The 14366-nt window shown below is 64.7% G+C and carries 11 protein-coding genes and 1 tRNA gene; 5 read left to right on the forward strand and 7 right to left on the reverse strand.

What is annotated here, in order from left to right:
- The first annotated feature begins 12 nt into the window (after positions 1-12).
- Entirely contained in the window at positions 13-801 is a 789-nt protein-coding gene (locus AC3WT0_RS14670) for a tryptophan 2,3-dioxygenase (RefSeq protein WP_492754163.1), read from the forward strand.
- On the forward strand, positions 798-1943 hold the full coding sequence (locus AC3WT0_RS14675; protein ID WP_492754164.1) for an aminotransferase class V-fold PLP-dependent enzyme: 1146 nt from the start codon (positions 798-800) through the stop codon (positions 1941-1943). The genes AC3WT0_RS14670 and AC3WT0_RS14675 overlap by 4 nt, the downstream gene beginning before the upstream one ends.
- Positions 1944-2033: 90 nt before the next feature.
- Here the strand turns inward: AC3WT0_RS14675 and AC3WT0_RS14680 are convergent, their stop codons facing one another.
- Positions 2034-5471 carry a TonB-dependent receptor gene (locus AC3WT0_RS14680; protein WP_492754165.1) on the reverse strand — a complete coding sequence of 1146 codons (3438 nt, stop codon included), beginning with the start codon at positions 5469-5471 and terminating at the stop codon, positions 2034-2036.
- 217 nt (positions 5472-5688) lie between these two features.
- Positions 5689-7500 carry a translation elongation factor 4 gene (gene lepA / locus AC3WT0_RS14685; protein ID WP_492754166.1) on the reverse strand — a complete coding sequence of 604 codons (1812 nt, stop codon included), beginning with the start codon at positions 7498-7500 and terminating at the stop codon, positions 5689-5691.
- A 189-nt stretch (positions 7501-7689) separates the two neighbouring features.
- Between lepA and AC3WT0_RS14690 the strand changes: the two genes are divergently transcribed.
- A complete protein-coding gene (locus tag AC3WT0_RS14690; RefSeq protein WP_492754167.1) occupies positions 7690-8457 on the forward strand; it encodes a CsgG/HfaB family protein in 768 nt (255 codons plus the stop codon).
- A gap of 47 nt (positions 8458-8504) precedes the next feature.
- On the opposite strand, the gene AC3WT0_RS14695 is transcribed toward AC3WT0_RS14690, so the two are convergent.
- Together AC3WT0_RS14695 and pnuC are read right to left on the reverse strand one after the other, a co-directional pair.
- Positions 8505-9482, reverse strand: coding sequence for an AAA family ATPase (locus tag AC3WT0_RS14695; RefSeq protein WP_492754169.1), 978 nt, complete (start codon positions 9480-9482; stop codon positions 8505-8507).
- On the reverse strand, positions 9479-10048 hold the full coding sequence (gene pnuC / locus AC3WT0_RS14700) for a nicotinamide riboside transporter PnuC (protein WP_492754170.1): 570 nt from the start codon (positions 10046-10048) through the stop codon (positions 9479-9481). The genes AC3WT0_RS14695 and pnuC overlap by 4 nt, the downstream gene beginning before the upstream one ends.
- A 120-nt stretch (positions 10049-10168) precedes the next feature.
- Here pnuC and AC3WT0_RS14705 point away from each other — a divergent pair, with 120 nt between their 5' ends.
- Together AC3WT0_RS14705 and AC3WT0_RS14710 are read left to right on the forward strand one after the other, a co-directional pair.
- Positions 10169-11470, forward strand: a complete 1302-nt coding sequence (locus AC3WT0_RS14705; protein WP_492754171.1) for an FAD-dependent oxidoreductase — start codon at positions 10169-10171, stop codon at positions 11468-11470.
- A gap of 98 nt (positions 11471-11568) precedes the next feature.
- A tRNA-Pro gene (locus tag AC3WT0_RS14710) sits at positions 11569-11645 on the forward strand.
- Positions 11646-11690: 45 nt separating this feature from the next.
- On the opposite strand, the gene AC3WT0_RS14715 is transcribed toward AC3WT0_RS14710, so the two are convergent.
- From AC3WT0_RS14715 to AC3WT0_RS14725, 3 genes are all read right to left on the reverse strand, one after another.
- On the reverse strand, positions 11691-12263 hold the full coding sequence (locus AC3WT0_RS14715; RefSeq protein WP_492754172.1) for an acyltransferase: 573 nt from the start codon (positions 12261-12263) through the stop codon (positions 11691-11693).
- Between the two features lie 3 nt (positions 12264-12266).
- Positions 12267-13196, reverse strand: a complete 930-nt coding sequence (locus tag AC3WT0_RS14720) for a glycosyltransferase family 2 protein (RefSeq protein WP_492754173.1) — start codon at positions 13194-13196, stop codon at positions 12267-12269.
- Positions 13197-13363: 167 nt separating this feature from the next.
- Positions 13364-14302 (reverse strand): glycosyltransferase family 2 protein, encoded by a 939-nt coding sequence (locus tag AC3WT0_RS14725; RefSeq protein WP_492754174.1) that lies wholly within the window; start codon positions 14300-14302, stop codon positions 13364-13366.
- Positions 14303-14366 lie beyond the last annotated feature (64 nt).

Consider the following 14366-nt stretch of genomic DNA (forward strand, 5'->3'; position numbering starts at 1 on the left):
AAGACTTCGCCCATGACCGACATGACCTATGCGCGCTATCTGGCGCTCGACGACATCCTTGCCGCGCAGCATCCGATATCGGACCAGCATGACGAACTGCTGTTCATCATCATCCACCAGACCAAGGAATTGTGGCTGAAGCAGATCATCGCCGAGCTGCACGCGGCCAAGGCGATGGTGCGCGAGGGCAGTCTGGTCCCCGCCTACAAGATCCTTGCCCGCGTCTCGCGCATTCAGGCGGTGATGACCTTGTCGTGGGATGTGCTGACCACGATGACGCCTAGCGACTATACGCGCTTCCGCGCCGTGCTCGGCGGGTCCTCGGGCTTCCAGTCCGACCAGTTCCGCACGATCGAATATATGCTGGGTCTCAAGGACGGGCATTTCCTGCGCTTTCAGGAAGATCGGCCGGTGGCGCAGGCGAAGATGACCGAGGCGCTTTACGCGCCCAGCCTGTGGGACGATGCGATCGCCGCGCTGGCGACGGCCGGAATCGACGTGCCGATGACCGCGCTCGAGCGGGACTGGACGCAGCCCTACGAACCGAGCGAGGCGATCGAGGAGGCCTGGGCCACCGTCTATCGCGAGCCCGAACGCTGGTGGGAGCTTTATCAGCTTGCCGAGAAGCTGGTCGACCTCGACGATGCGATGGCGACCTGGCGGCACAAGCATGTGCTGACGGTCACGCGGATCATCGGCAACAAGCCCGGCACCGGCGGCACCGCCGGAGCCACCTATCTGGAAAAGACGCTCGCCAAACGCGCCTTCCCCGAGCTGTGGTCGCTCAGGACGCGACTATGAGCTGGAAGCGGCTGTTCCAGCGCGCGCTCGCCGCTGCGCCAGACCGGCTGCACATGGCGGCGCACAGCCACCATCTCTGGCCCGATGCGAGCTGGCTGGGCCAGCAGGCCGCCTGGGACGATGCGGCGCGCCTCGCCGATCGCAAATGGGACCGGGTGATGGGCGAGATCTGGCCAGCCGCGCAGGCCCATGTCGCGGCCGAACTCGGCCTGCCCGATCCCGCGAGCATCGTCTTTTCCGGCAATACCCACGACCTGCTCATCCGCCTCGTCGCCGCGCTCGAGAAACGCCCCGTGCGCGTGCTGGCCAGCGACGGGGAATTTCACAGCTTCCGCCGGCAGGGCGCGCGCTGGGTGGAGCAGGGGGCGGTCATGCTCGAAACGGTGCCCGTCGCGCCGTTCGAGAGCTTCACCGATCGCTTCGTCGCGGCGGCCGAGGCAGGCGGGCACGACCTGATCATGGTCAGCCAGGTGATGTTCGGCAGCGGCACGATGTTTGGCGGGATCGAAGCGCTGGCGGCGCTGGCGCGGCCGGAAGGTCCGTGGGTGCTCGTCGACGGCTATCACGGCTTCATGGCCGTGCCGACCGATCTGTCGGCGGTGGCCGACCGGATCTTCTATGTCGCCGGCGGGTATAAATATGCGATGGCCGGCGAAGGCTGCGCCTTCATGCACGCGCCGCCCGGCTTCGCGCCGCGCCCGCCGCTCACCGGCTGGTATGCCGCCTTCGACGATCTCAGCCTGCCGCCCGGCGCCGTCGGCTATGCGCCCGATGCGCGGCGCTTCATGGGCGCGACGTTCGATCCCTCGGGGCTTTATCGCTTCGTCGCGGTGCGCGACATGCTGGCGCGCGAAGGGCTGGATACGGCGATGGTCGCAACGCATGTCGCGGGGCTGAAGGCGCGCCTGACTGCGCGGCTGGGCGAAACGCCGCTGGGCGGCGCGACCCCGCTCAACCCCGGCGGCGCCAGCGCGGCACGCTTTCTCGCGCTTCGTTCGCCCGAGGCGCAACGCTGGCAGGCGGCTTTGCTCGACGATGATGTGGTGACGGACGTGCGCGGCGACGTGCTGCGCATCGGCATCGGCCTTTGTCATGACGAGCGCGACATCGACCGTTTCGTCGCGGCGGCCAAGGGGCTCTAGGCCTCATCGGCTCCGGTCGATAGCGGACAAAAAGAAGGCGCCCTCTCCCCGAAAGGAGAGGGCGCCAATTTTACTGGCTTCGATGCCCGATCAGAAGGTGAAGCGGGCGCCGACGCGGATCGAGTAGAGCGACTGGTTCACGTAAACCGTGTCAGTCGGCTTCGAGAAGGCCGAGCCATTGTTGATCGGCGAGTAGCGATACTGCTGGCAGGCCTGCGAGGTGTTGGCCGCGACGACGCCGGCACCATTGGCGTTGCCCTTGGTCGTCAGGCACTGCACCTGCGTCACCGCGACGTTGTATGGGAACACATACTCGCGGATCTGACCCCAATTCTTGTTGATCAGATTGGTGAAGTTTTCGACGTCCGCAAAAATTTGCAGCTTCGATCGTCCAAGACCCGTCGGGATATCCTGCGCGACGTGCAGATCAAGACGGGTGAACCACTTGGAATTGAAGGCGTTACGAGGAGCGATCTTGCCACGATATTTCTTCAGGCCCGAAGAGTCGATGAACGTATTGAGCGCCTGAGCATAGGCATCCGAACTGTAGGAGACGAGCGGGTCGTTAAGCCCGGTCGGCACATACATCAGATAGCGGTTGCCGCCCGTGCCGGTCGCCGAGCTACGCCCGGTCGTTCCGAACACCGCCGAACGGTTCGAGCCGAAATCCTGGAAGGTATAGCTGAACGGACGGCCGATGCGGCTTTCGCCGAACAGCGAGATCGTGGTCTTGTTGTCCCCGAAGAAGGCGTGGTCATAAGTGACGCCGTACTTGAAGAAATATTTAACCTGATCGTTCGAGATGCCGTAGGCGACATTGTTCGCATCGACGAAGGCGCCGTTCGAATAGTTCGAGCCGGCGGTGGACGATGTCGCCGGCGACTGATCCTTCACATCCTGCCAGGTAAAGCTGCCGTTGATGTTCAGGCCGAAATCCCACGTTTTGTCGAAGCGTGCGACCGCGATGTACGAACGGCCCTTCTTGGTGTTGGTCAGCAGGATATCGGTGTTGGTGTTGGTGCTGGTCGGGCCGTCGATCAGGTTCTGATAGCGGACGCGGCCATCAGGGGTCAGCGCGTTAAGAGCGTTCACCACGGGAACCGAACGGATATCGGTGAAGTAAACCTGATTGCGGACCTTCGAGTAGAGGAAGTCCGCACCGAACACCCAGCCATCGCCCAAGAAGCCGAGATTGGCGTCATATTCGGCCGTCAGCGTCGCGCGCCACTGCGACGGCACCTTGAAGTGAGGATCGAGCGCATTGACCGTCGAGTTGGTCGCCGCCGTCGTTCCACTCAGGAAGCCGTTGACCTCGCCGGGGATGCTCGTGCCCGTGACATTGTTCAGCGCGGCGTTGCCGATCGTGGCGCTGGTGGTCGACCCCGTGTAGGTCGATCCGCCCGCCGTCGAGCGGGTGATCGAAATCTGGTTGGTCAGAACGCCGGTGTTGGAGAAGCTGTTCGAGATATAGACGTCCGGCGTACCGGCGCCGAAGATGCCGCCGCCGCCGCGGACGGTGAGGCGCTGCAAGGGCTTCCAGTCGAAGCCGAGGCGCGGCTGGAACAGGCCAAGGCCGCTGATATTGGATGTGTTGCCTCCGGGCATCGAGATCAGCTTGCCGTTCACGATCGCGCCATTGATGTAGCGATTGAGGAATGCCGTGCTGAGCGCCGGATGGTCGGCCATCGCCCACAGATCGTAGCGGACGCCATAATTGACATTCAGCGTCGAAGACACGCGCCAATTGTCCTGAAGGCCGAAGGTGAAGCTCTGATAGCGATAGCGCGCAGCGGAATCGTCCGGATCCAGCGACGGAATGGCGTTCGCATAAGTGATCTGGTTCGCCCGGCCGGCGGCGAAGTCCGCGATCGAGTCGAAATAATAGTTGCCGGCGCTGTTTTGCAGGAAGGCGTTGAAGATCTTCACGTCCTGCATTTCGCCGAAAACACGGAAGTCGTGATCGCCGGCGGTCAGGCGCGCCTGAACGAGGCCGCCCCAGGTTTCCGTGTGCAATTCGTTGGTCTGGCGCGAATTGTCCGGACCGAACGACACGACCGCGTCGGTACCGACTTCGGTAGCGGAGCTACGTTCGCAGCCCGTCGTCGAGACGGTCGGGTTGATCGCGCTGACGACGCTGGCGACCGGATTGGTGCAGACGCGGAACTGCGCGAAGCCTCGGCCGAGGAGCGGGTCCTGGATGCGCTTATAGGCTTTGTAGAAACCGCGGATTTCGGTCGAGAAACTGTCCGACCAGTCCGAGTTCAACTGCACCACGCCGGTGTGCAGCTTGTTGCCCTGAATATAGGCGTTGGATGCGAGGCCGAGCCCCGGGCTGCCCGTCGCGATCGACGAGAAGGTGTTGTTGAGGAGGTTGATGCCGTCCTTGGCGTAGGTGTAGGTCAGCGACAGGCGCTGCGTGTCCGAGATATTGGCGTCGATCTTGGCGACCAGACGGTCGTCCTTGTCGCCGAGATTGTGCAGCACGCCGCCCGTGTCGTAATTATATTTCGACTTCGCGATCTGTGTGATCTGATCGACCTGCGCCTGGGTGAGGTTGGGGATGGCCGTACCGACATTGTTGTCGATCGGACCTTCGGGGATCGGGCGGCCGCCACGGAGGCGCTCGCCGGCGACCATGAAGAACAGCTTGTCCTTGATGATCGGACCCGACAGCTCGGCGCCGTAGTTGTTGATGCCGAAATTCGGCACCTTGACCTTGATGTCCTTGGTGCGATCGCCGACGAACTCGTCGCCCGAGCGCGAGTAGAAGCCGGTGCCGTGGAAATCGTTGGTGCCCGACTTGAGCACGATGTTGATCGCGCCGCCCTGGAAGTTACCTTGACGAACGTCATAGGGCGCGACCTGCGCCTGGAACTGGGCGATCGCATCGAGCGGGATCGGCGAACGGCGGCTGGGGAGACCGTCGGTGTTCAGGCCGAAATTGTCGGTGATCGCGACGCCGTCGACCGAAAAGCGGTTGTAGCGCGCATTCTGGCCCGCGAAGGACACGGCGCGGCCGCCGGTCGGCGAATCGTCGAGGCGCGCGAAGGGATCGCGGCGCACGAGGTCGCGGATGTCGCGATTGATCGTGGCGATGTTCTGGATCTGCTGCGCGTTGAGGATCGTGGCCGGTCCCTGCGAGATCGAGCCGGCGCCCTTCAGCGAGGTCGCGGTGACGACGATGTCCTCGCCGCCCTCGGCCGCGAGATCGACCGGCACGTCATAGGCCTGGCCGATATTGGTCATGATGTCGGTGACCTGCGTGCTGGCATAACCCGGCGCGCTGATGTCCACCGTGTAGGGGCCGCCGATGCGCAGGCCCGAGAGGGTGAACGAACCGTCATTGTTGCTCGTGGTGACCGAGCGCGTGCCCGACGGGACGTGCGTGACGGTGATGCTGGCGCCGGCGACGGCGGCGCCGCCCGACGTCACGAAACCGCGAATCGACGAGGTGGTCTCCTGCGCGTGAATCGCGGCCGGAGCGATCAGCGCCGCAACTGCGGCGCCTATAAATAGACGATTTTTCATATACTTTCCCCTTTGCGAGCCAATTGCTCGAAGGCGGCGTTCGTCGCCGTCGGTGGCCCCTTGGGCTTCATATATTGCGGCCGCGTTACAGCGCGAATGGATAAATGACAGCGCCCTAAAAGCGCCGTTGTGCGTTGCAAAAAAGCATCATCGCCTCGCGTTCAGCTTAAGCCAGGCTGAACGTCGGGCACCTAAGCTGAAGCGATGACTGAAAAACCTAGCTTTCGTCGCCCATGCGCAAAGCGGCGATAAAGGCTTCCTGCGGAATCTGGACATTGCCATATTCGCGCATGCGCTTTTTGCCTTCCTTCTGCTTTTCCAGAAGTTTGCGCTTGCGCGTCGCATCGCCGCCATAGCATTTGGCGGTCACGTCCTTGCGCAGCGCGGCGATCGTCTCGCGCGCGATCACCTTGCCGCCGATCGCCGCCTGGATCGGGATCTTGAACATGTGGCGGGGGATCAGGTCCTTCAGCCGCTCGCACATATGGCGCCCGCGCGCTTCCGCCGCCTGACGGTGGACGATCATGCTGAGCGCATCGACCGGCTCGTTGTTGACGAGGATCGACATCTTCACGAGATCGCCTTCGCGGTAGCCGATCTGCTCATAGTCGAAACTGGCATAGCCGCGGCTGATCGACTTAAGCCGATCGTAGAAGTCGAACACCACTTCGTTGAGCGGCAGCTCGTAGGTCACCTGCGCGCGGCCGCCGACATAGGTCAGGTTCTTCTGGATGCCGCGCCGGTCCTGGCAGAGCTTGAGGATCGGCCCCAGATATTCGTCGGGCACGTAGATAACCGCCTGGATCCACGGTTCCTCGATCTCCTCGATCCGGTTGGGATCGGGCATGTCGGCGGGGTTGTGCAACTCGATCACCCGCGCCTCGGCTTCGCCGGCCGCCTTGGTGAGCTGCATCCGATAGACGACCGACGGCGCCGTCGTGATCAGATCGAGATCATATTCGCGCATCAGCCGCTCCTGGATGATCTCCAGGTGCAGCAGGCCGAGGAAGCCGCAGCGGAAGCCGAAGCCGAGCGCGGCCGATGTCTCCATCTCGAAGCTGAACGAGGCGTCGTTCAGGCGCAGCTTGTGGATCGATTCGCGCAGCTTCTCGAAGTCGTTGGCGTCGACGGGGAAGAGACCGCAGAAGACGACGGGCTGGACTTCCTTGAAGCCGGGCAGCGGCTCGGCGGCGGGGCGCTTGGCGTCGGTCAGCGTGTCGCCGACGCGCGCTTGCGCCACTTCCTTGATCTGCGCGGTGATGAAGCCGATCTCGCCGGGGCCGAGATCGGGCAACTGCTCGATCTTGGGGCGGAAAGCGCCGACGCGGTCGACGAGGTGCGTCGTCCCGGTGGCCATGAACTTGACCTGCTGCCCCTTGCGGATCACGCCGTCCATCACGCGGACGAGGATGACGACGCCCAGATAGGGGTCGTACCAGCTGTCGACGAGCATCGCCTTAAGCGGCGCATCGGGATCGCCCTTGGGCGCCGGGATGCGCGCGACGATCGCGTCGAGAATCTCGTCGATGCCGATCCCGGCCTTGGCGCTGGCCAGCACCGCGTTGGACGCGTCGAGGCCGATGACTTCCTCGATCTCGTGCTTGACCTTCTCGGGTTCTGCCGAGGGCAGGTCGATCTTGTTGATGACCGGGATGATCTCGTGATCATGCTCGATCGACTGATAGACGTTGGCGAGCGTCTGCGCCTCGACGCCCTGCGCCGCATCGACGACCAGCAGCGCGCCTTCGCACGCGGCGAGGCTGCGCGACACTTCATAGGCGAAATCGACATGCCCCGGCGTGTCCATCAGGTTCAGGACATGGCCTTTCCACTCGAGGCGCACGGTCTGCGCCTTGATGGTGATGCCGCGCTCCTTCTCGATATCCATATTGTCGAGCACCTGTGCCGACATCTCGCGTTCGGAGAGGCCGCCGGTGCGCTGGATCAGCCGATCGGCAAGCGTCGACTTGCCATGATCGATATGGGCGATGATCGAAAAATTGCGGATCTTGTCGAGCGGGGTGGTCATGGCGCGCCGCCCTAGCAGGGGCCGCGGGAAAGGGCAAAGCGGCTGATCGCCACAGCGCTATATGCTTGATCCGGCGACTGCGTTGGCGGATAATGCCGCCTCGGGGGTCGCACCTGAATCCACTCACGCCGGGCGGGGCATCGCGCGTCCGGCATTCGCCAATCCAAAGGCTATTTGGGGGAAGATAAAGTGCGTAAATATATTTCTTTTTTCACTGCTGCGGCGCTTCTCGGTACCGCCTTGCCCGCACTCGCCGCTCCAGCGCCCTCGTCGGGCCGCAAGCTGCAGGACAAGGGCACGCAGGAAATTCCGGTCTGCACGCGCAAGCTGGGCACGATCGCGATCGTCGAGCCCGACAATCAGTGGTGGCGCGAGCTGAACCTCGGCAGCCCCGAGGCGATCATCAAGATCTTCGTGCAGCGCTCGGGCTGCTTCACGCTCGTCAACCGCGGGCGCAGCATGGCGAGCCGCAACATGGAACGCGCGATGGCGGATTCGGGCGAGCTTCAGGCGGGGTCGAACCTCGGCCGCGGGCAGGTGAAGGCGGCGGATTATTTCCTCCAGCCCGATATCGTCTCGTCGAACAAGAATAGCGGCGGCAACGCTGTCGGCGCGGTGCTCGGCGGCTTCCTCGGCCGCTCGACCTTCGGCGCGCTGGCCGGCGGCATCAACATCAAGAAGAGCGAGGCCAATGTCACGCTTTCTGTCGTCAATGCCCGCACGACCGAGGAAGAAGCGCTGACCGAAGGCTATGCGCGCAAGTCCGACCTCAGCTTCGGCGGGGGCGGGGGCGCGGGCTGGTGGGGCGGCTTTGCCGGTGCTGGCGGTGGCGGCTACCAGAATACCGAGATCGGCCAGGTGATCGTACTTGCCTATCTCGACGCCTATACCAAGCTGGTCACCCAGCTCGGCGGCCTGCCCGAAAATGCGGCGGCGGCGGCGCCCCGCGCCAAGTAAAGGACGCGAAGGCTGGTCGGGGCGATCCGTCCCGGCCGGCTTCTCCTTCAGCAGATCTTGCCGAGCCCGGCCGCGTCGATCGCGGCCAGCGCATTTTCGAAGCGCGCTTCGCCTTCGCCGCCGATCACCGCGTAGCGCAGCCCGCGCCGTTCGAGCTGATCGCGCGAAATGTCCATGAAGCGCTGGCGCGCCTTCGCTTCGCCGAACAGGCGCGTGCCGTCGTCCTGCCACGGCAGGTCGGTATCAAGCAGCAGATAGAGGTCGGCGGTCTCGCCCCAGGCGTCGAACCAGGGATCGCTTGTTCCCAGCAGCATTTCCGCCCAGGCCGCAGTCATCAGCGGATCGGTGTCGATGATCAGCCGGCAATTGCACTTGGCGAGCAGCGAGCGCGTCATGATGTCATGCGTCTTGGCGATGGTGAGCAGATCGTCCATCGTCAGCTCGGTGCCGTAGCGCTCGCACCAGATGCGGCCATATTCGGGCATGACGAGCGTGTCGAAATGCCGCGCCAGACGGAAAGCGAGCGTCGATTTGCCCGTGCTCTCGGGGCCGTGGAGCGCGATGCGCCCGGCATAATAGGGCCTGACCGGCGCGGGGATGTGCCGCCAGTGCGCCCAGGGCTCGTCGCGGATCATGCTCGCCGAGATCGGCATTGCCTCGCGGCCCGGATCGACGGGAATGAAGCGCGCGCCCAGCTCCTGCGCCAGCCGCTCGCCATAATCCTCCGACGCGAAGACATAGTCGATCGGATCGGGATGAACGCTTTTGACGATCCCTTTCCAGATCGGCCAGAAATTGGGATGCTCCTCGGGCGATTGCGGCGCGACCGCGCCGTGCCCGACGACGTCGGCGTGCGGGAAGAGCTGGCGCATCCAGGCGAGGCGCAGTTCGCCGGGAATGGGATCGTCGGGCAACCAGGCGACGAGTATGGTCAGGCGATCGGCCAGCGCCGCCGCCGTCTCGCACAGCAGCACATGGCCGGCATGGGGGGGCATGAACTTGCCGAGGACGAAGCCGCGCGTCATGCCGCGACTGCCTGCCGCGCCGCGCCGCGCCATGCGATCAGACCCCACGCCGCCATGCCCAGGAAGATGCCGTAAAGCAAAGCCGTGGGATAAAGTCCCTTGGTGAGGTAAAGGCCGATCGAGAGCAGATCGACAAGAATCCACAAGACCCAGCTTTCGATCCGGCGCTGCGACTGGAGAATCTGCGCGGCGACGCTGGGAATGGCGGCGCTGGCATCCCAATAAGGGTAGGAGGCGTCGGTCAGTCGCGCCATCGCGGTGCCCCATAGCAGGATGAGCGCAATCATGCCGCCCGCCCAGGCCGCGCGTTCGCTGCCCGACAGCTGCTCGACGACGACCGCGCCTTCGCTCGCCTTGCTGCGCGACCAGTTCCACCAGCCATAGAATTGCGCGGCGAGGAAGAAGATCTGGAGCAGCGCGTCGCTGTAGAGCCGCTCCTCGTAGAAAATGCCGGCATAGAGGGTGACCATGGCGATGCCGAAGGGATAGTTCCACAGGCTGCGCCGCGCCACCAGCGCGACGTTGACGAGCCCCAACAAGGCAGCGATGATCTCGACCCGATTCACGCGCGGTCGCCTACCCGTCTTGCGCACGCCGCGCCATCCCCCATGCGGCCGACTTGCGCTTATTTGACTTGTCGTTAGCATCGCTCCTGCAAAACAGAACAATGATGGGAGACGATCGGCATGCGGCATGTCGCGGTGATCGGATCGGGGCCGGCGGGCTATTATACCGCCGAGGCCTGCCTGAAGATGTTCGGAGACGCGGTGCGCGTCGACGTGATCGATCGCCTGCCCGTGCCTTATGGGCTCATCCGCTTCGGCGTCGCGCCCGATCACCAGTCGATCAAGGCGGTCGCCAAGCGCTACGAGCAGGTGGCGCTGACCGACAATGTCCGCTTTGTCGGCAATGTCTCGGTAGGCGGCGACATCTCGATCATGGAGCTTGGGCGGCTTTACGACGCGGTAGTGCTGGCGACGGGTGCGCCGCGCGATCGGCCGCTCGAGATTCCGGGCGCCGATCTGCCCGGCGTCGTCGGCTCCGCCGCGTTCGTCGGCTGGTATAACGGCCATCCCGATTTCGTCGATCTCGCGCCCGCGCTCGACGGGCCGGGCGCCGTCGTCGTCGGCAACGGCAATGTCGCGCTCGACGTCGCGCGCATCCTTTCCAAGAGCCGCGCGGAGTTCGCGGCTTCGGACATCGTGGCGCACGCGCTCGACGCGCTCGATCATGCCGCGATCCGGCGGATCAGCATCCTCGGGCGGCGCGGGCCGCACCAGATCGCGATGACCCCCAAGGAACTGGGCGAACTCGGTCGGCTCGAACGCGCGCAGCCGGTTGCAGACCCGGCCGACTTTCCGCCGCCGATCGACGACGCGCTGCTCGAACCCGGCATGCGCAAGGCGGTCGAGCATCTGCGCGCCTTTGCCGCGACGCCACCGCAGGGCAAGCCGATCACGATCGATTTCGATTTCTTTGCCATGCCCGTGGCGATCGAAGGCGATGGCCGGGTCGAACGCGTGATCGTCGAGCGCACGACATTGACCGACGATCTCCGCTCGGTCGGCACGGGCGAGACCTATGCCGTTCCCGCCTCGCTGGTCGTCAGCTGCATCGGCTATCGCACACCGCCGATCGAGGGCGTGCCTTATGAGCATGGCCGGGGGCGCTTCGCCAATGTCGACGGGCGGATATTGCCCGGGCTCTACTGCGTCGGCTGGGCGCGGCGCGGGCCGACGGGGACGATCGGCACCAACCGGCCCGACGGCTATGCGATCGTTGATCTGATCGCGGAGGATGTGCAGGGTGACAGCGGCAAGCAGGGGCGGCCCGGCCTCGATGCGCTGCTGGCGGCGCGCGGGACCGAGATCGTCACCTTCCGCGACTGGCAGAAGATCGAGGCGGCCGAGGTCGCCCGCGCCCGCGCCGGCGCCCCGCGTGAGAAGTTCACCGGCATAGCGGAGATGATCGCGGCCCGCGGCGACTGATCATCTGCGCCGAATCGCAATCTGATGCTTGTCAGCACGCCAAGCCGCCCCTATAGGCACGCTCCTTGCCTCCCGGGCGCTGCGGCGTCCGGTCCGGTCGGGGAGTAGCTCAGCCTGGTAGAGCACTGTCTTCGGGAGGCAGGGGCCGGAGGTTCGAATCCTCTCTCCCCGACCATTTAATTTCCCCGTCGATGGGTGACCTGCAGAGCGGCAGCCCGATTCAGGCGCCCTCGCCGATCTTTCGCCAACCCACCACCTTCGCCGGCGATCCCGCGACGATGGCCATGGGCGGAACTTCGCCTTTGACGGTCGCGCCCGCCGCGATAATCGCGCCGTCGCCGATGCGCGAGCCGGGCAGGACCAGGGCGCGCGTTGCCAGCCAGACGTCGTCGCCAATCTCGATATCGGCTTCGCGCATGGGCTGATCGGTGACCGGCGCGCCGGCATTATAATGATAGGTCGCGGCCGTGAGCATGACTTCCGGCCCGAACAGCACATCATTGCCGATCCTGATCGAGCCGCTGCGCGGCCCTGCCCAGATGTGGCAACGCGAGCCGATCCGCACGCGGTCCCCGATCGCAATGCGCGCGGGGTTGGAGAAGACCGCGTCTGGGCTGATGCTGGGAGACGCGCCAAGTGCAATCTCCCGCAGCGGCGCTACATGGCTGTAATTATAGTAATTTACGATCTTGACGAGATGCAGCCACGCCCGGGGATCGAGGGTCGATGCGAGCAGGCGGAAGAGGCGCCCACCCCGGCCAAGTGACTTTTTGTGCGCCATGGGTTCGGGCATGATTCAATATCCTCCCAGCCAGTCCCTGCGTTGGCGCCAGATGGCTTCCCAGCGCCGCGCTTTCGTCTTGTCCCTGGAAAACGGAGCGGCGACGCCGGAGCCCAGCCGGCGCAAGGCGACCCACAGCCACAGCAGCGCGACGCCGACCGGTGCGGCGGAACGACTCCAGTGATCGCGGATCAGGGTGGCTTTCGATCGCAGGACCTTGACCACCTTGTCCTCGCGCTTGTTCATCGAGGCGCCTACCAGATGCATGATCTGCGCATCGGGCGTGATCATCGGGCGGAAACCCAGCTTGCGCGCGCGCAGGCACATGTCGCTTTCCTCGCCATACATGAAATAGCGCAGATCGAAGCCGCCCAGCCGATGCCATAATTCCGTCCGCAGCAGGAAGAAGCAGCCGACCACGATATCCACCTCGCGCACCGAATCGCGCTTCCAGCCGCCAATCCCCTCATGGTTGAACAGCAGCGAATTGGAGAATAGCCGCGAAAGCCCGGCGGCCGAGCAGAACAGGCTCCAGATCGTCATCTGGTTCCAGCATGATGCGATGTTGAGCGATCCGTCCGGAAACACGGTTCGGCCGCCTACAATACCCGCTTCGGGGTGATCCTTGGCGAAACGCAGCACATTCTCCACGGCGTTGGCGTGCGTCTCCGTGTCGGGATTGAGGAGCAGGATCCACTCCGAGGTTACGCTTTCCGCGATCCGGTTGTTGGCTGCGGCAAAGCCGATATTGTCGGGTGAGCGGATCAGGTCCAGGTCGGGGAAGCGCTGCGCGATGGCGTCGGCGGACCCGTCGGCTGAGGCGTTATCCCAGATCACCACGCGCATGGACACGTCGCCGCCATTGCGCAGCAGGGTTTCGATCGCCGTGAGTGTCAGTTCGCGCGTGTTGTAACTGACCATGATCACTGTGACTTCGGGTTGCAAAGCGCTTTCCATCCCTTCGACGCTCTCCGGTGCGATGCATCTGGCCATATCCGCAGATGGGCTCCCCCCGCTGCACAAACCATATGCATTGTTAGTGAATTAGATCAGCCGTCGCCACTTCCGCGCGCGGATTGGCGATGGCGGCGATGTGGAGGATTTCCGTGATCTCAGCGCTCCCCGAACAAGAGCCAGTGTGCGTCGGCGAAGCGCCAGAGCCGCAGCCGGGCGAGCGTGCCGAGCGCGGCCATCCGCTCGCGTCCGTCCGCCAGCCGATCGCTGGCGAAGACGCGTGGGGCGTGCGCCACGATCGACACCGGCATCAGCCAGGCGCGGGCGAGCCAGGCCAGTCGCCCCCGCACCGTGCCCGACGATAGCGTGTAGGTCTCGGCATTGATCCGCCGCCATTTGCCGATCAGCGCCGGCCAGTCGCGTCGCGCGGGATGACCGACGACCGCGTTCGGCGCATAGCCGATATGATAGCCCGCCGCGCGCGCGCGCAGGCACCATTCCAGATCCTCGGACATGCCGGTGCAGAAGCCGCCGACCTTGTCGAACAGCGCGCGCGGGCAAAAGAGGTTGGCGGTGACGGTGAAGCCCTTGCGGCGGACATAATCCTCATTGTCGAAGGCGAAAACCTGCTCGAAGGCCTCGGCGCCGCTCTTCGGTCCGTCGCTTTCCAGTGTCACCACCATCCGACCGCCGATGAAGTCGTGCGCGCCGAGTGCCTTCACGCCTTCGGCCAGCCAGTCGGCTTCGGGGATGCAATCGGAATCGGTGAAGGCGAGAATGGCTCCCTGCGACGCTGCTACGCCGGCATTGCGCGCCGGCCCGGCGCCCCGTTCGGTCGCCATCACCAGCCGCGCGCGGCCCGCGACTATGGCCGCGATGGCCTCCTGGCCCTGCGGCGAACCATTGTCGGCAACGACGATCTCATAATCCGCATGCGGCCAGCTCTGCGCTACGAGCGCGGCCAGGCAGCGGTCGAGCGGCGCGGGGTCGCCATAATGCGGCACGACGACGCTGACCGTGGGGCGGGTCGGCGTCGGCGCAGCCTCCCCTTCGGCCCGGGCGATGGCAGGGGGGGGAGGCGAAGCGTCGACAGCCATCGGGCAAGGTTCTCCAGTGCGTCGGCGGGTTTGACCAGCCAGCTGGTCGGGATGATCGTCGCGC

The organism is Sphingomonas sp. EU05-FHT14C10 (genome assembly GCF_058790595.1).

Bases quoted from the DNA above. Each gene is read 5' to 3' on its own strand.
- AC3WT0_RS14670 (WP_492754163.1), top strand. From the start codon at position 13: ATGACCGACATGACCTATGCGCGCTATCTGGCGCTCGACGACATCCTT.
- AC3WT0_RS14675 (WP_492754164.1), top strand. From the start codon at position 798: ATGAGCTGGAAGCGGCTGTTCCAGCGCGCGCTCGCCGCTGCGCCAGAC.
- AC3WT0_RS14680 (WP_492754165.1), bottom strand. From the start codon at position 5,471: ATGAAAAATCGTCTATTTATAGGCGCCGCAGTTGCGGCGCTGATCGCT.
- lepA (WP_492754166.1), bottom strand. From the start codon at position 7,500: ATGACCACCCCGCTCGACAAGATCCGCAATTTTTCGATCATCGCCCAT.
- AC3WT0_RS14695 (WP_492754169.1), bottom strand. From the start codon at position 9,482: ATGACGCGCGGCTTCGTCCTCGGCAAGTTCATGCCCCCCCATGCCGGC.
- AC3WT0_RS14705 (WP_492754171.1), top strand. From the start codon at position 10,169: ATGCGGCATGTCGCGGTGATCGGATCGGGGCCGGCGGGCTATTATACC.
- AC3WT0_RS14715 (WP_492754172.1), bottom strand. From the start codon at position 12,263: ATGCCCGAACCCATGGCGCACAAAAAGTCACTTGGCCGGGGTGGGCGC.
- AC3WT0_RS14725 (WP_492754174.1), bottom strand. From the start codon at position 14,302: ATGGCTGTCGACGCTTCGCCTCCCCCCCCTGCCATCGCCCGGGCCGAA.